Source organism: Streptomyces sp. NPDC044984, from assembly GCF_040646935.1.
GTDB lineage: Bacteria > Actinomycetota > Actinomycetes > Streptomycetales > Streptomycetaceae > Streptomyces.
Genome location: NZ_JBEZBE010000004.1, coordinates 111,915 through 133,483, shown reverse-complemented (window position 1 = coordinate 133,483; position 21,569 = coordinate 111,915). Strand labels below are relative to the sequence as shown.

Sequence of the window (21,569 nt, the reverse complement as noted above, 5' to 3'; positions counted from 1 at the left end):
GCCCAACCGCGTGCAGTCATGCGGTGATTGTCGGCCGGGTCAGCGGGCGCCGTCTTGAACACTGTTGCGGTGCGCCGCTTGAACGCTGTTGCGGTACGCCGCCGGGGTCACCCCCAGGACGCGGCGGAACCAGCGGGTCAGGTGCGCCTGGTCGGCGAAGCCGACGAGTCCGGCCACCTCGGCGGGGCGTGCTCCGGCCTCCAGCAGCGCGCGGGCCCGGGTCACCCGGTACTGGGCGAGCCAGGCGTACGGGGGCATCCCCATCTCCGTACGGAAGGCGCGGAGGAGCTGGTAGCGGGAGAGGCCGAAGTCGGCGGCGAGGGCGGCGAGGGAGGGCGGGGCGAGGAGTTCGTCGGCGAGGCGGTCGCGGACGGCCAGGGCGACGGTGCCGGCGCCGGGGACCGCCGTGTCGTCCGCGCGGGCCGTGGAGTGGCGGCGGGCGAGGGCGGTGAGCAGCCAGGGGATACGGGACTCCGCCTCCAGGGGGTCCGGGCGGGAGCTCACGTCCGTGTGGGCGCGGCACAGGGCGGCGGCCAGTTCGGGGTCGTCGAGGACGGGCTCGCGGAAGTGCGGGAGGCCGCTGCCGCCGAGGGTGCCGTCGGCGAGGAGGGCGGGGGCTGCGTAGAGGGCGCGGTAGGAGTAGCCGTCGGGGGCGGCGGGGCCGCCGGTGTGCGTCTCCCCGGGTTCCAGGACGACGATCGAGCCCGGTCCGGACACGATGCGTCCGCCGCGGTAGGCGATGGTCTCCAGGCCGCCGACGGTGACGCCGACCGTGAACTCGTCGTGGGCGTGGGGGGCGTACTCGTGCCGGTTGAAGCGGGCGGTCAGGAGGTCGAGGGGAGGACCGCACCGGCCGAGCCGCGCCCTGGTCCAGCGAGCCTGTTCCCGTACGTCCGTCACCGCGCACCCCCGCCCCACAGGGGATCAGAGGAAGTCGGCGGTGTCCAGGTCGAATCCGAAGGGGGCGGGGAGGGTGATCGGTTTACCGAAGGGGCGGGTGCACCGCTCGCGGTACTCGTCCTTCTCCGGGTCGCTGAACAGCGTGATCGAAGAGGCTTCGCGGTCGACGAGGAGGTAGAGGGGGATGTCGCCGCGAGCGTAGCAGCGGCGCTTGGCCTCACGGTCCGCCTGAGGCTTGCTGGATGTCACCTCCACCACCATGGCGACGCCGTCGCAGGGCATCCAGGGGTCGGCTCCCCGGTAGAGGCGCATTGCCGTGGGAGCGAAGGTGCCGTCCGGGATGGCGTGGTTCTTCGGGCAGGCTCCGCCGCTCTTCAGCTTCAGGCCCTTGTTCCCGGAGAACTGCATGTCCGTGCGGGACTTTCTGACCACCTGCGTCACGATCAGCCCGATGTAGTCCTCGTGGTCCCCGTCCGGCGGCGGCGTCACAACGATCTCCCCCTCGATCAGCTCGGCCCGGAAACCCTCCGGGGTCTCCAGGGCGAGAAAGCCCTCCAGCAGGACGTCCGCCTGCGAAAGCGGTTCATGGGCCATGGCAGTCATGTCACGCCCCTCCTTCTGTCGCCCGCCAGACTGGGACATCGGGTGATCACCTGTCCGTGAGATCGGGAACCGTTCCCTCGATCGTGGCACAGGAGCACGAGCCTCGACAGGCGCCACGGGGTTCGCTTGACCCTGTCGCAACGTCAACGTTTCTACTGGGGTCATGCGGATCGGAGAACTCGCCGCCGCCGTCGGTGTCACCACGCGGGCGGTGCGGCACTACCACCGGCTGGGGCTGTTGCCGGAGCCGGAGCGGCTGGGCAACGGGTACCGGGACTACACCCTGCGGCACGCCGTCGTGCTGGCGCGGATCAGGCGGCTGACCGAGCTGGGGCTGGGGCTCATCGAGGTGCGGGACGTGCTCGCGGACGAGGCGGGGAAGGACCTCGTCGAGGTGCTGACGGAGCTGGACGAGGACCTGGCGCGGCAGGAGGCCGCGATCCGGGAGCGGCGGGCGCGGCTGCGGGCCCTGCTGGAGGGCGAGGGCGGGCTGAGCGCCGAGGGGCCGGTCTCGCCGGAGCTGACCGCGCTGTTCCGGGACACGGCCCACCTGGCCGACTCCCCCATGGCCGTCAAGGACCGCGAGCTGCTCGCGCTCCTCGAGACCGCGGCACCGCCGGAGGAGCGGGAGCGGCTGATGGGGCTGCTCGGCGGGGTGGTGAGCGCGCCGGGCGGGGCCGAGCGGGCGCGTGCGCTGTACGGGATGCTCGACGCGCTCGCCGACGCCGATCCGGACGATCCGCGCGTGGAGGAGGCGGCCCGGGCGCTCGCCGCGTCCGTGCCGGACGAGCTGATCCCGGAGGGGACCGACATCGGTGAGGCCGACGGCTTCCTGCGGGCCCTCTACGCCGACTTCGCACCGGCCCAGGCGGAGGCGTTCCGCCGCATGCTGCGGATCGTCACGGAGGAACGGCCGTGAGGGGCGTGCGGGGCGTACGGGTGGCGTGGGCGCTGGTCCGGCACGAGCTGCGGCTGATGATGAGCCTCTGGCTGTGGGTGGCCCGGCGCAGGCACGGTGTCGGCGGCGGTACGGCGTTCGGGTACGCGCGCGGGCAGGCGGCCCTGATGTACGGGTTCGCGTTCGTGTGCGTGGTCGAGACGGTGGCGATGTCCGTGCTGCTGGACGACTGGCCGACGGTGCACGCGGTGGTGCTCTTCCTGGACGTGTACACCGTCGTGTTCGTCGTCGCCCTGCACGCCGCGTCCGTCGTACGGCCCCATGTGGTGGGCGACGGTGTGCTGCGGGTGCGCCGGGCCGTCCACGTCGACCTGCGGATATCCCTCGGGCTGATCGCCTCGGTCCGGCGTGAGCTGCGGATGACGCACGAGGCGGCGGAGGGGGAACTCGATCTCGCCGTGGGTGCGCAGACGACCGTCACGGTCGAGCTCGCCGAGCCGGTCACACACGTCACCTTCTTCGGGCACCGCCGCGAGGTCCGCGTGGTGCGCTTCCACGCGGACGACTCCGACGGGCTCGTCCGCGCGCTCGCTGCACCCCCTCTCCTCGGTGATAGCGTCTCACCGGACAGCTACCGGAGGGACACGGCACGTGGTGGCCAAGGGCACGCAGACGCCTCGTGAGCGGTACCGCGCCCAGGTGCGTGCGGAGATCAAGGAGCGCGCCTGGGCGCAGATCGCCACGTCGGGGGCGCCGGGGCTGTCGCTGAACGCCGTCGCCAAGCAGATGGGCATGAGCGGGCCCGCGCTGTACCGGTACTTCGCCGGCCGTGACGAGCTGATCACCGAGCTGATCCGGGACGCCTACCGCGGCCTCGCCGACGCCTTCCGCGCGGCCGCCGCGTCCGGCGCGGACCTGGACGGACTGGGACGCGCGCTGCGCGCGTGGGCGCTCGACGACCCGCAGCGCTACTTCCTGGTCTACGGCACCCCCGTCCCCGGCTACCACGCCCCCGACGACGTCACCGCGATCGCCCGCGAGATCATGGCGGTCCTCCTCGACGCCGCCCGGCTCGTCGAGGGGCCGGCCGACGGCAGCGGCCTCGACGACCACCTCGCCGAGCACCGGCAGTGGGTGGGCGACCATCCCGCGGACCCCGCCGCCCTGCGCCGCGCGCTGTCCTTCTGGACCCGCCTGCACGGGGTGCTCTCACTGGAGCTGGCGGGGCACTTCACGGGGATGGGCTTCGACCCGGCCGTCCTCTACGGCGCCGAACTGGACCGGCTGGCACACGCCGTACGCTGACTTCGAGCTCGATCGAAGGAGTACGTGTGCTTGTCCTGCTGCCGCCGTCCGAAGGCAAGGCCGCTTCCGGCCGCGGTGCCCCGCTGAAGCCCGAGTCGCTGTCGCTGCCGGGGCTGACCGCCGCGCGGGAGGCCGCCCTCGCCGAGCTGGTGGACCTGTGCACCGGTGACGAGGACAAGGCGCGCGAGGTGCTCGGGCTGAGCGAGGGGCTGCGGGGCGAGGTCGCGAAGAACGCGGAGCTGCGGACCGCCGGGGCGCGGCCCGCCGGGGAGATCTACACCGGGGTGCTGTACGACGCCCTGAACCTGGCGTCCCTGGACGCGGCGGCGAAGCGGCGGGCGGCGGCGTCCCTGCTGGTCTTCTCCGGGCTGTGGGGCGCGGTGCGGGTCACCGACCGGATTCCCTCCTACCGCCTCTCGATGGGCGTGAAGCTGCCCGGCCTCGGCGCGCTGAGCGGGCACTGGCGCGCGCCGATGGCTCAGGTGCTGCCCGAGGCGGCCGGGGACGGGCTGGTGCTGGACCTGCGGTCGGCGGCGTACGCGGCGGCCTGGAAGCCGAAGGGCGGGGTGGCGGAGCGGACGGCGACCGTGCGGGTGCTGCACGCGCCGACCCGGAAGGTGGTCAGCCACTTCAACAAGGCGACCAAGGGGCGGATCGTACGGAGCCTGCTGACCGCCGGGATCGCGCCGAAGGACCCCGGCGAGCTGGTGGCGGCGCTGCGGGACCTCGGGTACGAGGTGGAGGCCGCGGCGCCGGCCGGGGCGGGGGCGGCGTGGGCGCTGGACGTGCTGGTGGACGAGGTGCACTGATTGCAGTATGCGCAATGAGCTTTGCGCAGGGCGCACCGGTGTGGGCAGGATGACGTCATGCGCTCTCCCCTGCCCTCCGCGGACTCCTCCGTGCTGGATCTCGCCCCCGTCGTGCCCGTCGTCGTCGTCGAGGACGCCGCCAACGCCGTACCGCTGGCGCGGGCCCTGGTGTCCGGCGGGCTGCCCGCGATCGAGGTGACCCTGCGGACGCCCGCCGCGCTCGACGCGATCCGGGCGATCGCCGGTGAGGTGCCCGGGGCCGTGGTCGGGGCCGGGACGGTGATCACGCCGGCGCAGGCGGGCGAGGCGGTGGCGGCCGGGGCGCGGTTCCTGGTCAGCCCGGGGTGGACGGACGTACTCCTCGAGGCCATGCGGGTGTCCGGGGTCCCGTTCCTGCCGGGGGTGTCCACCGCTTCCGAAGTGGTGGCGCTCCTTGAGCGGGGGGTGCGGGAGATGAAGTTCTTCCCGGCGCAGGCGGCGGGCGGTACGGCGTACCTGAGGTCGCTCGCCGGTCCGCTTCCGCAGGCCCGCTTCTGCCCGACCGGGGGCATCGGCCCCGATTCCGCGCCGGACTACCTCGCGCTGCCCAACGTGGGGTGCGTGGGCGGGAGCTGGATGCTTCCGGCGGACGCGGTGGCCGCCCGGGACTGGGACCGGATCGAGGCGCTGGCCCGTGCGGCGGCGGGGCTCAGCGCAGGTGCGAGGTGTCGTTGAACAGGCGGACGCTGGCGTTGCCGTCGGCGTAGTACGCCACGGCGGAGAGCGAGGCCGCCGAGAGTTCCATGCGGAACAGGGCCTCGGGCGGGGCGCCCAGGGCGAGGCGTACGAGGGTCTTGATCGGTGTCACGTGGGTGACGAGCAGGACCGTACGGCCGCGGTACTCGGCGGTCAGCCGGTCGCGGGCGGCGGCGACCCGGGCGGCGGTGGCCGCGAAGCTCTCGCCGCCGCCGGTGGGTTCGGCGTCCGGGGAGGACAGCCAGGCGTTCAGGTCGTCGGGGTGGCGTTCGCGGACCTCGCCGAAGGTGAGGCCCTCCCAGGCGCCGAAGTCCGTCTCGCGCAGCCCGTCCGCCACGGTCACGTCGAGACCGAGCCGGGCGGCGACGATGCCGGCGGTCTCGCGGGTGCGGGCGAGGGGCGAGGCGACGACCGCCTGGACGGTGCCGCGCCGGGCGAGGAACTCGCCGACCTTCTCGGCCTGTTCCCGGCCGACGGAGGAGAGGGAGGGGTCGCTGCCGCCACTGCCCGAGAAACGCTTCTGCGGGGTCAGCGGGGTCTCGCCGTGCCGCAGCAGCACGAAGGTCGCGGGCGGCCCCAGGTCGGCGGGCGCCCAGCCGGCGGTGGGCGTGGCGACGGCCCGCGCGGCCCGGACGTCGGCGTCGGCCTTGAGGGCGGCGGTCTCCTCGCCACCGGGGGCCTTCTCGCCGCCAGGGGTCTCCTCACCACCGGCGGCCTTCTCGCCGCCAGGGGTCTCCTCACCACCGGCGGCCTTCTCGCCACCGGCGGCCTCGGGAAGGGTGCCGGTACCGGTACCGGTCCCGGCGGTGGGGGGACCTCCGGCCGCCGAGGCCAGTGCCGCCCGGGCGCGGGCCGCGCCCGCCGCCGCGTCGCCGGGCGGGCCCGCGGGGCCGGGCGCGGCGGGACGGGCCGGTGGGGTGTCCAGGGCGGCCCGGGAGGTCGCCGCCGACCACGCCTCGCCCCGCTTGCCCGCGTCCATCGCCTCGTTGGCCAGGCGGTCGGCGTGCTTGTTCTCGGCGCGCGGGATCCACTCGTACGTCACCCGCTCCGGCGGGAAGACCCCCGCCGCCTGAGCCGCGAGCGGCTTCATCGCCGGGTGCTTGATCTTCCAGCGGCCCGTCATCTGCTCGATGACGAGCTTGGAGTCCATCCGGACGTGGACCCGGGCCTCCGGGTCCAGCTCACGGGCGGCGCGCAGGCCGGCCAGCAGGCCCCGGTACTCGGCGACGTTGTTGGTGGCGACACCGAGGTACTCGGCCGCCTCCACCAGGGTCTCCCCCGTCGCCGCGTCACTCACCACGGCCCCGTAGCCCGCGGGCCCCGGGTTGCCCCGCGACCCGCCGTCCGCCTCGACGATGAACTCCCGCACCCCCGGCAGCCCTTACAGCCCCGACTCGGACGTACGCACCAGGATGCGGCGGCAGTTCTCGCAGCGCACCACCGTGTCGGGCGCCGCGGAGCGGATCTCGTTCAGCTCGGTGATGGCGAGCTCCTGGCGGCAGCCCTGGCAGGTACGGGCGTACAGCTTCGCCGCGCCGATGCCGCCCTGCTGCCCGCGCAGCTTCTCGTACAGGCTCAGCAGCGGGGCGGGCACGGAACCCGCGACGACCTCGCGCTCCTTCGTCACCGAGGCCGCCTCGCCGTCGATCTCCTCGACGGCCGCGTCCCGGCGCGCGGTGGCGTCGTCGATCCTGCCCTGCACGGAGCCGACCCGCTCGGTCAGCTCGGCGACCCGCTCCTGCGCGGACTCGCGGCGCTCCATGACCTCCAGGACGACGTCCTCCAGGTCGCCCTGCCGCTTGGCCAGGGAGGTGATCTCGCGCTGGAGGTTCTCCAGGTCCTTGGGCGAGGAGACGGCACCGGAGTCGAGGCGCTTCTGGTCGCGGGCGGCGCGCTGGCGCACCTGGTCGACGTCCTGCTCGGCCTTGGTCTGCTCGCGGGCGCAGTCGCTCTCCTCGGTCTGCGCGGCGACGAGCAGGTCGCGCAGCTGGGTGAGGTCCCGGTTCAGCGACTCGATCTCGGCGTGCTCGGGCAGCGACCTCCGCTTGTGCGCGAGCTGCTGCAGGCGGACGTCGAGGTCCTGGACGTCGAGGAGTCGGATCTGGTCGGCGGGCGCGGCGTTCAGTTGGGGGCTCCAGATGTGTCGGTGTCCGAAGGGGCGCGCGAAGCGCTCCCTGGAAGGGTGGTGGCGGGCGACGGGCGGGCAGACGCCGCGTGGGCGGTCCAGGGGTCGGTGACCGTCTTCGAGACGTGGACCCGAAGGCCCCACCCGTGGCGGTCGGAGATCTCGTCGAGCTGGGCTGCCGCCAGCTCGCACCAGGGCCACTCGGTGGCCCAGTGCGCCGCGTCGAGCAGCGCGAGGGGGCTGTGGGCACGGGCCTCGGAGGCCGGGTGGTGGCGCAGGTCCGCGGTGAGGAAGGCGTCCACGCCGGCGGCCCGGACGTGGTCGAAGAGGCTGTCGCCGGAGCCGCCGCTGACGGCGACCGTGCGCACGAGCGCGTCGGGGTCGCCGGCGACGCGGATGCCCTGCGCGGTGGCGGGGAGGCGTTCGGCGGCGCGGGCGGCGAGGTCGCGGACGGTCAGCGGGTGGTCCAGCTCGCACACGCGGCCCAGACCCCGACGGCCGTCCGGGTCGGACGGGTCCGGCACCAGGGGCCGTACGACCCTGAGGTCCAGGGCGCCGGCGAGGGCGTCCGAGACTCCCGGGTCGGCGGTGTCGGCGTTGGTGTGGGCGACGTGCAGCGCGATGTCGTTCTTGATGAGCGTGTGCACCACGCGGCCCTTGAAGGTGGAGGCCGCGACCGTGGTCGTACCGCGCAGGTAGAGCGGGTGGTGGGTGACCAGCAGGTCGGCGTCCAGCCTCACCGCCTCGTCGACGGTCTCCCGGACCGGGTCGACGGCGAACAGGACCCGCGTGACCTCCTGGTCGGGGTCGCCCACGACGGTGCCGACCGCGTCCCAGGACTCGGCCCGCTCGGCGGGCCACAGGTTCTCCAGCGCGGCGATGACTTCAGACAGACGGGGCACGCCGCCAAGGCTACCTGGGCCGCCCTGTGCACCTGAACCGGCGCCGCTTCCGCAGGCCGGCACCACGATCCCGTGGAGCACGACGCCCCGCCCCCTGGAGCACGGCACCACGATCCCGTGGAGCACGACGCCACGATCCCGTCCGTGGAGCACACGTCCGCTCCTCCCTCAGGCGAATCGTTCCTGGAGCACCCTTACGTGTGAAGTGCGGGCCCACCGGTCCGCCGTCCGTGCGCGCGCGACCTACTTTCGTCACCGGAGGTGACCGAACGATGACGGTCTGTGCCATCGAACCTGCGGCGGGACACGAGGAGGGAGCCGGGCGAGCGGGCTGCACCATCACCGCAGACGGTTCCTACGCCGCACGCCTCGCCCTCGCCGGCGACTCCTTCTTCCCGGAGCGCTGGACCCTGGACGGCCCCGAGCCCTACGCGGTGCCGCTGCCCGGCAACCAGCCCGAGGCACCCGGCACCGAGGTGCAGCCCCTGAACGACGGGCGGGTCCTCATCCACCGGCTGGTGGGCGGCCGGCACGCCTTCTCCCTGCTGTACCCGACCGGCCCCGGCACCGGTGAGCTGCCGCTGGGCACGGTCGAGTGCCCGGAGGAGGGCACCCGGCTGCGGCTGCTGCCGCCCGCGCCGGGCGGGGAGCGGGCGTACGCCCTCGCCGTGGGCCGGCGGTCGACGGCGGTGTGGCTGGTGGCGGGCGGCGTGTTCGGGCCGGAGCAGCTCGCGGAGGTTCCCGGGCGCTGCTCGGGCGGGGTGTGGCTGGACCGCGAGGGGCGGATGCTGGCGCTGGACCGGGAGACCGGTGGGCGCACCAAGGCGGTCGTGGTGGATCTGGAGCGCGGCGGCGAGATGTCCCCGCTGCTGCAGATCGCCGCCGGGAGCAACGACCGGGTGCTGCTCGCCGACCCGGACAGCGGGCTGCTGCTGATCCGCTCGGACGCGCCGTCACCCGGCCGGGACCGGCTGGGCTGGGGAGTGCTGGGCAGCACGCTGCCGGTGCGCTTCCCGGAGTGCCTGCGGCTGGCGGACTGCACGGTCACGCCGTTCGCGATCCAGCCGGGGCAGATGCTGACGCCGGAGGGCTGCGCGGTGGCCCTGCGCGTCAACGGCGCGTTCGGCAGCTGGGTCGGGGTGTGGCGGCCGGCGGAGCGGCAGGTGCACCACTTTCCGGCGCCGGCGGGGTGGCTGGCCGGCGCCGGGCTGTGGACCGCGGACGGGGTGCTGCGGCTGCCGTACTCCACCAGGGCGGTGCCGTGCGGGGTCGCCGGACTGAGGGCGCCCGGGCAGGAACGGCGGCGGGAGGGGCTGGACGTCCGTCCGGTGGTGGACCTTCCGGAGGCTCCGGGCCGCCCTGCGTCCACCGGGTCCGGGCACGGGTCCGGGTCCGTGCCCGGGTCCGGATCCAGACCCGTGCCCGACGGCCGGCTCTCCACCGCCGTGGGGTCCGCGGCCGGCGGCCGGATGCCGTCCGCCGCCGCGCCCATGACCGAAGGCCGGCTCGCTTTCCCCGTCGGTCCCATGCCCGAAGGGCGAAACCCGTCCTCCGCCGCACCCGTGACCGTAGGCGGGACCCCCTCCGCCACCGCACCCATGACCGAAGGCAGGCCCTCCCCCGCCGCCGTGCTCATGACCGTAGGCCGGCTCGCCACCACCACCGCACCCGCGGACGAGGACCGCACCCCGTCCGCCGCCGCGCCCACGGCCGAAGGCGGGGCCCCCTCCGCCGCCGCGCCCATGACCGAAGGCAGACCCCCCTCCACCACCACACCCATGACCGAAGGCGGGACCCCCTCCGCCGCCGTACTCATGACCGTAGGCCGGCTCGCCACCACCACCGGCCCCATGGCCGAAGCCCCCCTCCCGCCCCACGCCACGCACGGCGGCGGGGGTCGGCCGTCGTCGTACGTCGTGCACATCGCCGACGGCCCGCTCCCGCTGTGCACCGCGCACCCGGTCGACGGCCGACTGCAGCCCTGCACCAAGCACTTGACCGACGGCACGGACCCGTTCCACGCCGGACCTCCCGCGCACGGCGACCCCGGCGCCCCCGCCGCTCCCCGTCCCGTCCCTCTGCAGCAGGCGCCTCTGGGACGGCTTGTAACGAAGTAGTCGCGGTCCGCGTGGCCGCCTGGATCCGGGCAGTGGTGTGTTGGTTACACTCGCCCGGCTGTAGGAAAGATCATGTTTACGGGGTGAGTTCCTTCCGATGAACGACGTCAGCACGAACGAGTCGCAGTCCGCCGAGAGCGGACAGGCCACTGCCGGACACGGCAGGCACCGGGGTCCGGTCTCCACGCAGGACGCGGAAGCGTCCCCGCGCGGCCGGCACCGCAGGCCGGAACAGGCGAACGAGTACGCGGAGTCGGCCGCCTGACCTCACGTCAGGAACCGGTCCGCGACCGAGCCGGGCCCCGGCCGTCGATGACGGCCGGGGCCCGGCTCAGTCGTGTCCGACCGTCGTGTCGGCGAGTACCGGCACTTCGCCGCTCCCCGCTCCCGGCTCCTCCCCCGCTCCGGGGAGTCCCCCGGGACAGCGCCGACGGTCACCCGCACCGCACCGTCCCCGCGCCACATCCGGATCCGCGGCGTCTCGCCCGGGTACACCTCCCCGGCGAACCGGGCGGCGCAGGAGCGGACGCGGGTGACGTCACCGCCGAGCAGGGTGCCGGCGACCGCCTTGAGGGTCGTGCCGTAGGCGCACAGGCCGTGCAGAACGGGCCGTTCGAACCCGGCGCGTGCGGCGGGCCGGCGAACCCCGGGTCGGCGGGCAGGGGATCCCAGCCGCCGGAGAGGCGGTGAAGCAGGGCCTGTTCCTCGCGGGCGGCCCAACTGCGCAGCCCGCGCAGGCTAGTGCTCCTCCCCCGTCCCCCTCGGCAGCCACAGCCACATCACCACCGCGCCGGCCGCCAGCAGTCCCGTGCTGGTGCGGAAGGCCAGGGCGTAGCCCTCCGTCAGGGACTGCGGGGTGCGGGTGGTGCCCGTGTGAGCCGCCGCGATCGTGGACATGATCGCGAGTCCCAGGGAACCGCCCATCGTGCGGGAGGTGTTGACCAGCCCGGAGACCAGGCCGGCCTCCTCCGGCGCCGCGCCGGACGTGGCCAGCGAGGCCAGCGGGGTGGCGGCGATGCCCGCGCCCAGCATCATCAGGATGCCCGGGAACATGATCGCGGTGAGGTACGCCCCGTCCGCGGTCATCGTCGACTGCCAGCCGAAGCCGGTCGTCGCGATCAGCGTGCCGAGCACGGCCACGGTGCGCGGTCCCGCCGCGCGCATCAGCCGGGGCGCGAGCTTGGAGCCGACGACCACGGCGAGCGAGCTCGGCACCAGGGCCAGTCCGGCCTCCAGCGGGGTGTAGCCGAGCACGTTCTGGGCGTACAGGGTCATGAAGAACCACATGCAGAACATGGCGGAGCCGCTGATGAGCATCGCCGCGTTCGCCGACGCCACCGACCGCAGCCGCAGCAGCCCGAGCGGCATCAGCGGGGCCTTGGCCCGTGCCTCGGCGAGGAGGAACAGGGCGAGGAGGGCGAGCCCCGCGCACAGCGGCACCAGCGTGGCCGCCGCCGTCCAGCCCTCGGACTCGATCTGTGAGATGCCGTACGCGAGGGTGGCGAGGCCGGCCGTCACCAGCAGCGCGCCCGGCAGGTCGAGCCGCCGTCCGTCCCCGGCCCGGCTCTCCGTCAGCCACCGGGCGGCCCCGGCCAGCACGAGCGCTCCGACGGGCACGTTGATCAGCAGCACCCACCGCCACGACAGCGCGTCCACCAGCACCCCGCCGACGAATCCGCCGGCCGCGCCGCCGCCCGCCCCGACGGCCGTCCAGGTCGCTATGGCCCGGGCGCGGGCCGCGCCCTCCGGCACGGCCGAGGTGACGATGGTGAGCGTGGAGGGTGCCAGGACGGCCGCCCCGAGTCCCTGCACGGCCCGTGCCAGCAGCAGCTGCCAGCCGGCCTGGGCCAGCCCGCCGGCCAGCGAGGCCAGCGTGAACAGGCCGAGGCCGACGAGGAACATCCGCTTGCGCCCGTAGAGGTCGCCGGCGCGTCCGCCGAGCAGCATGAGTCCGGCGAAGGCGATGGCGTACGCGTTCACCACCCACTGCAGGCCCTGCTCGTCGAGCGCCAGCCCGCCGCGCATGGACGGCAGGGCGACGTTCACCACCGAGATGTCGAGGACGACGAGGAACTGCCCGGCACAGGCGAGCGCCACCACCAGCCACACGGGCGGGGTGACGCGAGCGGACCTGCGGGCGGTGTCGGTGGTTTCGAGCATGGGCGCCATGCTCTCAACCGGGTCCCGCCCCGACATCGGCTTTTCGTACGAGGTGGACTCGGTCTCCGGACCCGGGTGCGGGCCCGGCACCGGGTCCGCCCCCGGCCGACCGGGCCCGGACGCGAACCCGCCGCCCCCGGTCGGCCGGGGGCGGGCGGGACTCTCCGTCGGGGCGAAGGCCGGCGGTCACATGCGGGTGGCGCCGCTGGTGTTCCGGTGGTGTTCGCGCTTGTTCTTGCGAGGGATGAGTCCGGCCAGTCCCAGCAGGCCGAGCAGGCCCCACAGTCCGCCGTTGCCGCCGCCGTCGTCGTCGTTGTCGTCCTGTGCCTGTACGACCGTGGCGGTGGTCGGCCGGTCCGTCTGCTCGGTGGTCTGGCCGAACGCCGCGCCGGCCGGGGCGACGGCGAGCAGGACGCCGATGACGACGGTGCCTACGAATTTGCGCATTGCTGTCTCCCTCATCTCAGTGGTCCCAGCAGTCGCTTTCGCACCGCCCGTAGTGCCCCTTTCTTTCCGTAAAAGACCTGAACGCGAGAAATGAAAGGAATTTTTTGATTTCCGCTTCAACCTCAACCGGGGAATCGCCACCGGCCGACACCAAAGGAACGGTCAAGAATTCGTTAGTGGCTCGAAACATCGGAATAGTTGCCTCGGTGTACGGGGTTCGGTCTGCACGTATCCCGTACACGGCCGGCCCTGGAGGCACCCTTCATGACGCAGACGACGACCGACCGTCCCTCCGGCAAAGCGGGCGGGGCCGTGGTCCCGGTGCTCGCCTTCGCGGGCATCACCGTCGCGGTGATGCAGACCCTGCTGGTCCCGGTCGTCAAGGATCTGCCGCACCTGCTGGACACCACCCCCGCCGACGCGACCTGGGTACTGACCTCGACCCTGCTGTCCGGTGCCGTGGCCACCCCGATCATGGGCCGCCTCGGCGACCTCTACGGCAAGCGCCGCATGCTGGTCACCAGCCTCGCCGTGATGGTGGTCGGCGCGCTGGTCAGCGCGTTCACCAGTGACCTGCTGCTGATGATCGCCGGCCGTACGCTCCAGGGCTTCGCGATGGGCGCCATCCCGCTCGGGATCGGCCTGATGCGCGACATGCTGCCCCGCGAGCGGCTGGGCTCGGCGATGGCCCTGATGAGCTCCTCCATAGGCGTCGGCGGCGGTCTCGCGCTGCCCGCCGCCGCGCTGGTCGCCCAGCACTCCGACTGGCACGTCCTCTACTTCGGCGCCGCCGGCCTCGGCGTCCTCGCGATCGCGCTCACCCTGGCCGCCGTGCCGGAATCCCCGGTGCGCGCGAAGGGCACCTTCGACCTGCCGGGCGCGCTGGGCCTGTCCGCCGGGCTGGTGCTGTTCCTCCTCCCCGTCTCCAAGGGCGGGGACTGGGGCTGGACCTCCGGCACCACGCTGACCCTGTTCGCCGCGGCGGCCGTGGTGCTGCTGCTGTGGGGCCTGATGGAGCTGCGCGTCCCCGCGCCCCTGGTGGACCTGCGCACCAGCGCCCGCCGCGAGGTCCTGCTCACCAACCTCGCGTCGATCATGGTCGGCGTCTCCTTCTTCGTCGTCTCCCTGGTCCTCCCCCAGTTGCTCCAGCTCCCCGCCGGCCACGGGCTCGGCCAGTCAATGGTGGTCGCGGGCCTGTGCGTGGCCCCGCTGGGCGTGACGATGATGTTCACGGCCCCCGTCTACGCCCGGCTGTCCGCCCGGTACGGCCCGAAGACCACCCTCATCCTCGGCCTGCTGATCATCGCGGCCGGCTACGGCGGCGGCCTCGGCCTGATGGACGCCGCCTGGCAGACCGTCGTCACCTCGGTGGTCATCGGCGCGGGCATCGGCCTCGCCTACTCCTCCCTGCCCGCGCTGATCATCGGCGCGGTCCCGGCCTCGGAGACCGGCGCGGCGAACGGCCTCAACACCCTGATGCGGTCCATCGGCACGTCGGTGTCGAGCGCCGTCATCGGCATGGTCCTGGCGAACACGGCGGACACCGTGGGCGGCGTGGAGATCCCCACCCTCCACGGCTTCCGGATCTCCTTCCTGATCGCGACGGCGGCGGTGGCCGTGGGCCTGGCCCTCGCCTTCTTCCTGCCCGCCGGGCGCCCGTCGGCCCACCCGCGCCTGCGGGCGAGCAGCGAGGAGGACGCGAACCCGGAGCGCGCGGAGGCGGCCCCGCGCGGCTTCCGCGGCCGGGTCCTGGACGCGGCCGGTGTCCCCGTCGCCCGCGCCGAGGTCGCCCTGATCGACCGTCACGGCCGCCGGACCGGTGCCACCGTCTCCGCCCACGACGGCGGCTACGTCCTCGCCGTCCCCGCCGGGGGCGCGTACGTCCTGGCCGTCCGCGCGGCCGGCCACGCCCCGCTCGCCTCCCCGGCCCGCCACGAGGGGGACGGGCGCCCGATCGACCTGGACCTGTCCCTGCCGGGCGAGACGGTCTCCACCTGACCTCCGTCACCCGGTGGTACCCCCTGCCGGCCGGTCCGGCGGGGGGTACGGCAGCATGGGCCCGTGCACACACGTACGCCCCCGGAAGAGGCGAGCCCCATGGCGATGACACCCGGGCCCGGGATCCTGGCCGCGTTCGAGGCGGCGAAGGGCTTCATGCCGGTGGACGAGGGCCTGGCCCTGTACGCGGCGGCGGCCGAGGCCGGCCGTCTCGGGCTGCCGCTCCTGGAGATCGGCAGCTACTGCGGCCGCTCCACGATCCTGCTCGCCGACGCGGCCCGCGCGGCCGGTGTCACCGCGCTCACCGTGGACCACCACCGCGGCAGCGAGGAGCAGCAGCCCGGCTGGGAGTACCACGACCCGGAGACGGTCGACCCCGAACTGGGCCTGATGGACACCCTCCCCACCTTCCGCCGCACCCTGCACCGGGCGGGCCTGGAGGACCACGTGGTGGCCCTGGTCGGCCGCTCCCCCCGGATCGCCGCCCTCTGGGCCTCCCCGCTCGCCCTCGTCTTCATCGACGGCGGCCACACCGACGAACACGCCACCGCCGACTACGAGGGCTGGGCCCCGCACGTCACCGAGGGCGGCCTGCTCGTCATCCACGACGTCTTCCCCGACCCGGTGGACGAGTTCACCGGCCAGGCGCCGTACCGCGTCCACCTCCGGGCTCTCGCGTCCGGCGCGTTCACCGAGGTCTCGGCCACCGGATCCCTGCGCGTACTGCGCCGTACCGGCACGGGCGTCTGACACCGCTAGGGTGGCTGCGTGTCGTACACAGGTCCCGGTTTCGATCCGCCCCAGCCCCGGAGGTCCCGGCGCGGGCCCCTGACCGTGGCACTCGCCGCGCTGGTGCCGGGTGCGTTGCTCGGGTGGGCCGTGTACGCCGCGGTGGGCGGGCCCGGGGGCGACGAGGGGGCGGGGAGCGCCACCGCTTCCGCCTCCCCCTCCACATCCGCTTCCGCCTCGTCCCGTGCGTCGTCACCGGCGCCGTCCGCGGGCTCCGAGGACGAGAAGCCCGGCGCCTCCGCCGCCGCGGACGGCCCCCTCAGGGGCAAGGTCGTCGTCATCGACCCCGGGCACAACCCGGAGAACTTCAAGCACACCGCCGAGATCAACCGCCAGGTGGACATCGGGACCAACCGCAAGGAGTGCGACACCACCGGCACGTCCACCGACGACGGTTACGCCGAGGCCGACTTCACCCTCGACGTCGCCCACCGGATGCGCGCGCTCCTCGAGGAGCAGGGCGCCACCGTGAAGCTGACGCAGGACGGGGACCGGCCGTTCGGCCCGTGCGTGGACGAGCGGGCCCGGATCGGCAACAGGGCGAAGGCCGACGCCGTCGTCTCGATCCACGCGGACGGCTCGGGCACCGGCAACCGCGGCTTCCACGTGATCCTCCCCGGCGCCGTGCGCGCCGGTGCCGCCGACACCCGCGCCATCGTCGAACCGTCCGGCGACCTCGGTACGCGCATCGCGGGCAACTTCGTCCGCGTCACCGGCAGCGCGCCCGCCGACTACGTCGGCGGCGGCACCGGGCTCGTCACGCGCAAGGACCTGGGCGGTCTCAATCTGTCAACGGTTCCCAAGGTGTTCATCGAGTGCGGCAACATGCGCGATAGCAAGGACGCGGCGCTGCTGACCAGCGGTGCCTGGCGGCAGAAAGCGGCGCAAGGGATTTCCGACGGAATCGTGAGTTTCCTGCGCGGGTAGGGATCAGCACGCTGATCCGGGCGGACAGCCCGATCCTTCGGACGATAATGTCGTCCACACGATGAGGGGCCACCCCCGCGCTTCGCACCCGGGCCTTCGGGCGACACGGTGACAGCGACGCCTCTTCCGACGACGAGACGACCTACGAAGGACCTGAAGTGAATATCCGCTCCCTCACTCGAGGCGACGGCGTGGTGATCGGAGCAGCGGTATTGCTGTTCATCGCGTCGTTCCTCGATCTCTACTCGATCGATGGCGTTTCGGACAGCGCGGACATCCCCAGCCTGTGGGACAGCGGGCCGGTGGTGCTCGGCATCGTGCTGGCGGGGATCATCGGTGCCGCGCTCGTCGTCGTGGCCCGGGGGCTGCCGCAGCCGCGCAAGGTCGCCGGCCTCGACCTCGGCCAGTTCGGCACCGCCTTCACGGTGTTCGCCGCCTGGTGCGCGCTCGGCAACATCTTCGACCCGACCGGCGGTTTCGACGGTGAGGGGGGCTTCTCCGACGACATCGGCGCCGGCACGGGCCTGATCCTGGCCCTCGTCGCCACGCTCGTCATGGCCGCCGCCGCCGTCGCCACCCCCCTGGTGCCCGCCCTCAAGGGTGCCCTCCTCCCGGCCGCCCGTCCCGCCGCCCCGCAGCCGTACGGCGCTCAGCCGCCCGCCGGTTACGGCTACCCGGGTGCGCAGCAGGCCTCGTTCGGCGGTCAGCCGCAGCCGGGCCAGCCCGGTCAGCCGCAGCAGCCCTTCCCGGGCCAGCCGCAGCCGGGCCAGCCCGCTCCGGCGCCCGCCGGGGACTTCTCGCCGTTCTGGTTCGCCGTGCCGGTGCCCCGTCCGCTGTTCCCGGAGGACGGCTCGCCCACGCCGATCGCCGAACTGGCCCCCGGCACCTGGTACTTGGCAGTCGAGCAGCGCGGTCCGGCCCTCGTCGCCCAGACCCAGGACGGCCGCCGCGGCGTGCTCCAGGACACCTCGGGCATCCAGCGCGGCTGACCGGATCCGGCCCTTCCTCGTCACGGCCCCCCGCCCCACCGGGCGGGGGGCCGCTGTCGTACGGCGTCGCACGACCCGCCGCCGCTGCTACTGCGGCGGATCGAGGGCCGGCACCCCCGGTGTCTTCACGGTGGACCACCGGCAGCGCGGCCCGGAGGCGCGGCGCCTGCTGCTCACCCACCGTCGGACTTCCCCGCCGGCCCCGGGCGTTCCGGGTTTCAACCGGCCGTTCGGGGCCAGTCGGAAGGTATGTCCCCTCGATATCGCACTGGTTCCAACTCCGCAGGGACGGTCGTCGCGGTGGTCGCGGACATCATGGCCGTCATCCTCGGACTCTGGATTCTGATGTACCTGCTGGACGCCAACAGGGCCAACGACCTGGTCCAGTTCGTCCATGACGCGGCCAACTGGCTGGCAGCCTGGTCGCGTGACCTGTTCACCTTCGACGAGGAGTGGGCCCGGGTCGTCGCCGGCTACGGACTCGCCGCCGTCGTCTACCTGTTCGTCGGCCACGCCATCGCCGGCCGCCTGCACCGGCACTGACCCGGGTCCGTTCCGGGCCGGTTCAGGCGAGCGAGCAGCAGTCCGGGTCCAAGCCCCTGGGCAGCAGGTCGCCGCCGAAGACCGCGCAGGTGGCCTCGTGGCCGCCGAGGGCGGCGACCGCCAGCAGCAGCGAGCCGGCGGTCCAGGTGGTCAGCTCGCGCGGCCAGATCGCGTCGTCGTCGAAGACGTAGCCCGTCCAGTACAGGCCGGTCTCCGGATCGCGCAGGTGCTGGATCGACTGGAGCACCTCCAGCGCGCGGTCGGACTCGCCCGTCGCCCAGAGCGCCAGGGCGAGTTCGGCCGACTCGCCGCCGGTCACCCACGGGTTGGGCACCACGCAGCGCACCCCGAGTCCGGGGACGACGAAGCGGTCCCAGCCCTCCTCGATCCGGGCCTTGGCCTCCGCGCCGGTGAGCGCGCCGCCGAGCACCGGGTAGTACCAGTCCATGGAGTAGCGGTCCTTGTCGAGGAACCGCTCCGGGTGGTGCCGGATCGCGTGCCGCAGCGCGCCCGCCGCCAGCTCCCAGTCCGGCTGCGGCTCCTCGCGCTGCTCGGCGACGGCCAGCGCGCAGCGCAGCGCGTGGTGGACGGAGGAGGAGCCGGTGAGCAGCGCGTCCGCGGTGGGCGTGCCGTCGTCGTCGCGCCGCCAGCCGATCTGCCCACCGGGCTGCTGCAGCCGCAGCACGAACTCCACCGCCGCGTACACCACCGGCCACATGCGGTCCAGGAACGTGTCGTCGCCGGTGGAGAGGTAGTGGTGCCAGACGCCGACCGCGACGTAGGCGACGAAGTTGGTCTCCCGGCCCCGGTCGGTGACGTCGAGCGGGTCGCCGTCGGCGTAGGCCGCGTACCAGGAGCCGTCCGCCACCTGGTGCCGGGCCAGCCAGAGGTAGGCCCGCTCGGCGGCGGCGTGCTCGCCCGCCGCGTCCAGGGCCATCGCGGCCTCGACGTGGTCCCACGGGTCGAGGTGGTGTCCCCGGAACCAGGGGATCGCCCCGTCCTCCCGCTGCACGGCGAGGATGCCGGCGACGGTCGCGGCGGCCTGCCCTGCGGTCAGGACCCCGGGCAGGACCAGGTGTTCGGTCCGGGGGGTCGTCACGTGGCGTCCGCCTCGGCCCCGGTCTCGACCCCGGTCCCGGCCGCGGCGCGCGGCAGGTGCGGCTTGGTCGCGTACGCCACGAAGCTCTTGCCGATCAGCGGGTTCAGCGCCCGCTCCGTGACCCGGGTGGCCAGCGGCTTCTTCATGATGTCCCAGACCAGCAGCTTGTGGTACGCCCGCACCGGCAGCGCCTTGTCGTTGTCCACGCCGAACGCGCACTTCAGCCACCAGTACGGCGAGTGCAGCGCGTGCGCGTGGTGGGTGCCGTACGGGCGCAGGCCCGCCTCGCGGATCTTCGCGAGCAGCTCGTCCGCCTTGTAGATGCGGATGTGGCCGCCCTCGACCTCGTGGTAGGCGTCGGACAGCGTCCAGCACACCTTCTCCGGTCCGTAGCGCGGCACGGTGATCGCGATCCGGCCGCCGGGCTTGAGCACGCGCACCATCTCGGCGAGGACGCCCTTGTCGTCGGGGATGTGCTCCATCACCTCGGAGATGATGACGACGTCGAAGGACTCGTCGGGGAAGGGCAGGGCGAGGGCGTCGCCCTCCATGGCGGTGGCGGTGGCCCCTGCGGGCGCCTCCCCGGCCTCCTTCATCGCCGCGAACCACTTGGCGACCTCGCGGATCTCCTCGCCGTTCTGGTCCAGCGCCACGACCTGCGCGCCGCGCCGGTAGCACTCGAAGGCGTGCCGGCCGGCCCCGCAGCCGAGGTCCAGGACGCGGTCGCCCGGGGCGAGCGGGAACCGGGAGAAGTCGACGGTCAGCACGTGGCCCTGCTTTCGCGGTCGGAGGTGTCGGCTGTGTCCACGGGTACGGCGCCCGTGTCCGGGAGGACGTCTGCGGCTGTCGGGGCCGGGCGGCGCGGAGCCGGTTCCACCGCGCGGGCGGCGCCCGTGTCCCGGCCCGCGCGGGCCATCGCCTCGCGGTAGTGGGCCACCGTGCCCTGGGCCGCGCGTGCCCAGGTGAAGTGCCGCAGCACCCGCTCCCGGCCGGCCGCCCCGAGCCGGGCGCGCAGCTCCGGGTCGCCGAGCAGCCGGGTCAGCGCGGCGGCCAGCGCCCCCGCGTCGCCGGGCGGTACGGCGAGACACGTCTCCCCGTCGCGGCCGGCCACCTCGGGAATCGCCCCGCCGGTCGTGGCGACCAGCGGGGTGCCCGTGGCCATGGCCTCGGCGGCCGGCAGGGAGAACCCCTCGTACAGCGACGGCACGCACGCGACCTGCGCCGACCGCACCAGGTCGACGAGTTCGGCGTCCGAGATGCCCTTGACGAACTCGACGGCGTCCTCGAGGCCGTACCGCTCCATCGTCTGCGCGACGGGCCCCTCCGCGGGCCGCTTGCCGACCACGACGAGGTGCGCCCCGGGCTGTTCGGCGCGTACCTTCGCCAGCGCCTCGACGAGGAAGACCAGCCCTTTCAGCGGCACGTCCGCGCTGGACGTGGTCACGATCCGGCCCGGTACGACCGGCACCGACGGATCGGGCGCGAACAGCTCGGTGTCGGCGCCGATGTGGACGACGTGGACGCGGTCCCGCCGTACGCCGAGGTCGTCGACGATCTCCTGGCGGGAGCTGCCGGAGACGGTGAGCACGGACGGCAGGCGGCGCGCCACCCTCTTCTGCATCCGCGTGAAGGCGTACCAGCGGCGCACCGAGTACCGCCGCTGCCAGTTCTCGGCGGCGTCCAGTTCCAGCCGCCGGTCGACGGTGATGGGGTGGTGGATGGTGGTCACCAGGGGGGCGCCGAGGTCGCCGAGGAGGCCGTAGCCGAGGGTCTGGTTGTCGTGGACGACGTCGAAGTCGCCGCGCCGGGCGCGCAGATGGCGGCGGGCGCGCAGGGAGAACGTCAGCGGCTCGGGGAAGCCGCCGGTCCACATCGTGCCGACCTCGAGCGCGTCGATCCAGTCCCGGTACTCGTCGCGCCTCGGGGTGCGGAAGGGGTCCGGCTGGCGGTAGAGGTCGAGGCTGGGCAGTTCGGTCAGGCCCGGCCCGTCACGGCCCTCGTCGAGGACGTCGAGTATGGGGTAGGGCTGGGCGCCGATGACCTCGACGCGGTGTCCGAGGCGGGCGAGTTCGCGGGAGAGGTGGCGTACGTAGACGCCCTGCCCGCCGCAGAACGGGTTTCCCTTGTAGGTGAGGAGTGCGATGCGGAGCGGTCGCAAGCCGTCGGATGCGGGCCCCTGCGAGGGCCCGGCCTGACTGGCCTCAGCGGTCACTCTGGGCCCCC

General features: G+C 73.9%; 21 protein-coding genes and 2 pseudogenes. 12 read left to right on the top strand and 11 right to left on the bottom strand.

Going from position 1 to position 21,569, the window contains the following annotated elements:
• Window positions 1-39: 39 nt before the first annotated feature.
• Window positions 40-900, bottom strand: a complete 861-nt coding sequence (locus tag AB0A94_RS06125; protein WP_361739513.1) for an AraC family transcriptional regulator — start codon at window positions 898-900, stop codon at window positions 40-42.
• Between the two features lie 24 nt (window positions 901-924).
• Complete coding sequence (locus AB0A94_RS06120) at window positions 925-1,494, bottom strand: Uma2 family endonuclease (protein ID WP_361739926.1); 570 nt, start codon at window positions 1,492-1,494, stop codon at window positions 925-927.
• Window positions 1,495-1,666: 172 nt separating this feature from the next.
• Here AB0A94_RS06120 and AB0A94_RS06115 point away from each other — a divergent pair, with 172 nt between their 5' ends.
• Genes AB0A94_RS06115 through eda form a run of 5 tightly spaced genes read left to right on the top strand, consistent with a single transcriptional unit; the run spans window position 1,667 to window position 5,229 of the window.
• Window positions 1,667-2,422, top strand: coding sequence for a MerR family transcriptional regulator (locus tag AB0A94_RS06115; protein WP_361739510.1), 756 nt, complete (start codon window positions 1,667-1,669; stop codon window positions 2,420-2,422).
• A 56-nt stretch (window positions 2,423-2,478) separates the two neighbouring features.
• Complete coding sequence (locus AB0A94_RS06110; protein ID WP_361739923.1) at window positions 2,479-3,084, top strand: hypothetical protein; 606 nt, start codon at window positions 2,479-2,481, stop codon at window positions 3,082-3,084.
• A complete protein-coding gene (locus tag AB0A94_RS06105) occupies window positions 3,053-3,706 on the top strand; it encodes a TetR/AcrR family transcriptional regulator (protein WP_361739507.1) in 654 nt (217 codons plus the stop codon). The genes AB0A94_RS06110 and AB0A94_RS06105 overlap by 32 nt, the downstream gene beginning before the upstream one ends.
• Window positions 3,707-3,732: 26 nt before the next feature.
• Window positions 3,733-4,515 carry a peroxide stress protein YaaA gene (gene yaaA / locus AB0A94_RS06100; RefSeq protein WP_361739504.1) on the top strand — a complete coding sequence of 261 codons (783 nt, stop codon included), beginning with the start codon at window positions 3,733-3,735 and terminating at the stop codon, window positions 4,513-4,515.
• A 57-nt stretch (window positions 4,516-4,572) separates the two neighbouring features.
• Window positions 4,573-5,229 carry a bifunctional 4-hydroxy-2-oxoglutarate aldolase/2-dehydro-3-deoxy-phosphogluconate aldolase gene (eda, locus tag AB0A94_RS06095; protein WP_361739501.1) on the top strand — a complete coding sequence of 219 codons (657 nt, stop codon included), beginning with the start codon at window positions 4,573-4,575 and terminating at the stop codon, window positions 5,227-5,229.
• Here eda and AB0A94_RS06090 read toward each other — a convergent pair.
• Genes AB0A94_RS06090 through AB0A94_RS06080 form a run of 3 tightly spaced genes read right to left on the bottom strand, consistent with a single transcriptional unit; the run spans window position 5,204 to window position 8,277 of the window.
• The gene (locus tag AB0A94_RS06090; RefSeq protein ID WP_361739498.1) at window positions 5,204-6,619 is read right to left on the bottom strand and encodes a bifunctional RNase H/acid phosphatase; all 1,416 of its coding nucleotides are present in this window, start codon (window positions 6,617-6,619) and stop codon (window positions 5,204-5,206) included. The two genes, eda and AB0A94_RS06090, sit on opposite strands and share 26 nt — an antisense overlap.
• Window positions 6,620-6,631: 12 nt before the next feature.
• Window positions 6,632-7,375, bottom strand: coding sequence for a C4-type zinc ribbon domain-containing protein (locus AB0A94_RS06085; RefSeq protein WP_361739920.1), 744 nt, complete (start codon window positions 7,373-7,375; stop codon window positions 6,632-6,634).
• Window positions 7,372-8,277: a Nif3-like dinuclear metal center hexameric protein gene (locus AB0A94_RS06080; RefSeq protein WP_361739495.1), complete on the bottom strand. Its 906-nt coding sequence runs from the start codon at window positions 8,275-8,277 to the stop codon at window positions 7,372-7,374. The genes AB0A94_RS06085 and AB0A94_RS06080 overlap by 4 nt, the downstream gene beginning before the upstream one ends.
• A 272-nt stretch (window positions 8,278-8,549) precedes the next feature.
• Between AB0A94_RS06080 and AB0A94_RS06075 the strand changes: the two are divergent.
• Both AB0A94_RS06075 and AB0A94_RS06070 read left to right on the top strand, forming a co-directional pair.
• Window positions 8,550-9,566: pseudogene (locus tag AB0A94_RS06075) on the top strand (hypothetical protein); the annotation flags it as partial.
• Between the two features lie 925 nt (window positions 9,567-10,491).
• Window positions 10,492-10,659, top strand: coding sequence for a hypothetical protein (locus tag AB0A94_RS06070; protein ID WP_217128579.1), 168 nt, complete (start codon window positions 10,492-10,494; stop codon window positions 10,657-10,659).
• 66 nt (window positions 10,660-10,725) lie between these two features.
• On the opposite strand, the pseudogene AB0A94_RS06065 reads toward AB0A94_RS06070, so the two are convergent.
• From AB0A94_RS06065 to AB0A94_RS06055, 3 genes and pseudogenes are all read right to left on the bottom strand, one after another.
• Window positions 10,726-11,110: pseudogene (locus AB0A94_RS06065) on the bottom strand (MaoC/PaaZ C-terminal domain-containing protein); the annotation flags it as partial.
• A gap of 22 nt (window positions 11,111-11,132) precedes the next feature.
• A complete protein-coding gene (locus tag AB0A94_RS06060) occupies window positions 11,133-12,563 on the bottom strand; it encodes an MFS transporter (protein ID WP_361739491.1) in 1,431 nt (476 codons plus the stop codon).
• 177 nt (window positions 12,564-12,740) lie between these two features.
• Window positions 12,741-13,001, bottom strand: a complete 261-nt coding sequence (locus tag AB0A94_RS06055; protein ID WP_361739488.1) for a WGxxGxxG family protein — start codon at window positions 12,999-13,001, stop codon at window positions 12,741-12,743.
• 264 nt (window positions 13,002-13,265) lie between these two features.
• Here AB0A94_RS06055 and AB0A94_RS06050 point away from each other — a divergent pair, with 264 nt between their 5' ends.
• From AB0A94_RS06050 to AB0A94_RS06030, 5 genes are all read left to right on the top strand, one after another.
• Window positions 13,266-14,999, top strand: a complete 1,734-nt coding sequence (locus AB0A94_RS06050; RefSeq protein WP_361739485.1) for an MFS transporter — start codon at window positions 13,266-13,268, stop codon at window positions 14,997-14,999.
• Between the two features lie 99 nt (window positions 15,000-15,098).
• A complete protein-coding gene (locus AB0A94_RS06045) occupies window positions 15,099-15,749 on the top strand; it encodes a class I SAM-dependent methyltransferase (RefSeq protein WP_217128584.1) in 651 nt (216 codons plus the stop codon).
• 18 nt (window positions 15,750-15,767) lie between these two features.
• Window positions 15,768-16,715, top strand: coding sequence for an N-acetylmuramoyl-L-alanine amidase (locus tag AB0A94_RS06040; RefSeq protein WP_361739481.1), 948 nt, complete (start codon window positions 15,768-15,770; stop codon window positions 16,713-16,715).
• Window positions 16,716-16,873: 158 nt separating this feature from the next.
• On the top strand, window positions 16,874-17,704 hold the full coding sequence (locus tag AB0A94_RS06035; RefSeq protein ID WP_361739478.1) for a hypothetical protein: 831 nt from the start codon (window positions 16,874-16,876) through the stop codon (window positions 17,702-17,704).
• A 249-nt stretch (window positions 17,705-17,953) separates the two neighbouring features.
• Window positions 17,954-18,247: a hypothetical protein gene (locus AB0A94_RS06030; RefSeq protein WP_361739475.1), complete on the top strand. Its 294-nt coding sequence runs from the start codon at window positions 17,954-17,956 to the stop codon at window positions 18,245-18,247.
• A gap of 22 nt (window positions 18,248-18,269) precedes the next feature.
• Here the strand turns inward: AB0A94_RS06030 and AB0A94_RS06025 are convergent, their stop codons facing one another.
• Genes AB0A94_RS06025 through AB0A94_RS06015 form a run of 3 tightly spaced genes read right to left on the bottom strand, consistent with a single transcriptional unit; the run spans window position 18,270 to window position 21,558 of the window.
• Window positions 18,270-19,346, bottom strand: a complete 1,077-nt coding sequence (locus AB0A94_RS06025; protein WP_361739472.1) for a prenyltransferase — start codon at window positions 19,344-19,346, stop codon at window positions 18,270-18,272.
• The gene (locus AB0A94_RS06020) at window positions 19,343-20,113 is read right to left on the bottom strand and encodes a class I SAM-dependent methyltransferase (RefSeq protein WP_361739469.1); all 771 of its coding nucleotides are present in this window, start codon (window positions 20,111-20,113) and stop codon (window positions 19,343-19,345) included. The genes AB0A94_RS06025 and AB0A94_RS06020 overlap by 4 nt, the downstream gene beginning before the upstream one ends.
• Window positions 20,107-21,558: a glycosyltransferase family 4 protein gene (locus AB0A94_RS06015; protein WP_361739466.1), complete on the bottom strand. Its 1,452-nt coding sequence runs from the start codon at window positions 21,556-21,558 to the stop codon at window positions 20,107-20,109. The genes AB0A94_RS06020 and AB0A94_RS06015 overlap by 7 nt, the downstream gene beginning before the upstream one ends.
• Window positions 21,559-21,569 lie beyond the last annotated feature (11 nt).

Excerpts from the sequence above, each read along its gene's own strand:
- AB0A94_RS06120 (WP_361739926.1), bottom strand. The coding sequence starts at position 1,494 with ATGGCCCATGAACCGCTTTCGCAGGCGGACGTCCTGCTGGAGGGCTTT.
- AB0A94_RS06115 (WP_361739510.1), top strand. The coding sequence starts at position 1,667 with ATGCGGATCGGAGAACTCGCCGCCGCCGTCGGTGTCACCACGCGGGCG.
- AB0A94_RS06110 (WP_361739923.1), top strand. The coding sequence starts at position 2,479 with ATGATGAGCCTCTGGCTGTGGGTGGCCCGGCGCAGGCACGGTGTCGGC.
- eda (WP_361739501.1), top strand. The coding sequence starts at position 4,573 with ATGCGCTCTCCCCTGCCCTCCGCGGACTCCTCCGTGCTGGATCTCGCC.
- AB0A94_RS06070 (WP_217128579.1), top strand. The coding sequence starts at position 10,492 with ATGAACGACGTCAGCACGAACGAGTCGCAGTCCGCCGAGAGCGGACAG.
- AB0A94_RS06060 (WP_361739491.1), bottom strand. The coding sequence starts at position 12,563 with ATGGCGCCCATGCTCGAAACCACCGACACCGCCCGCAGGTCCGCTCGC.
- AB0A94_RS06055 (WP_361739488.1), bottom strand. The coding sequence starts at position 13,001 with ATGCGCAAATTCGTAGGCACCGTCGTCATCGGCGTCCTGCTCGCCGTC.
- AB0A94_RS06050 (WP_361739485.1), top strand. The coding sequence starts at position 13,266 with ATGACGCAGACGACGACCGACCGTCCCTCCGGCAAAGCGGGCGGGGCC.
- AB0A94_RS06045 (WP_217128584.1), top strand. The coding sequence starts at position 15,099 with ATGGCGATGACACCCGGGCCCGGGATCCTGGCCGCGTTCGAGGCGGCG.
- AB0A94_RS06030 (WP_361739475.1), top strand. The coding sequence starts at position 17,954 with ATGTCCCCTCGATATCGCACTGGTTCCAACTCCGCAGGGACGGTCGTC.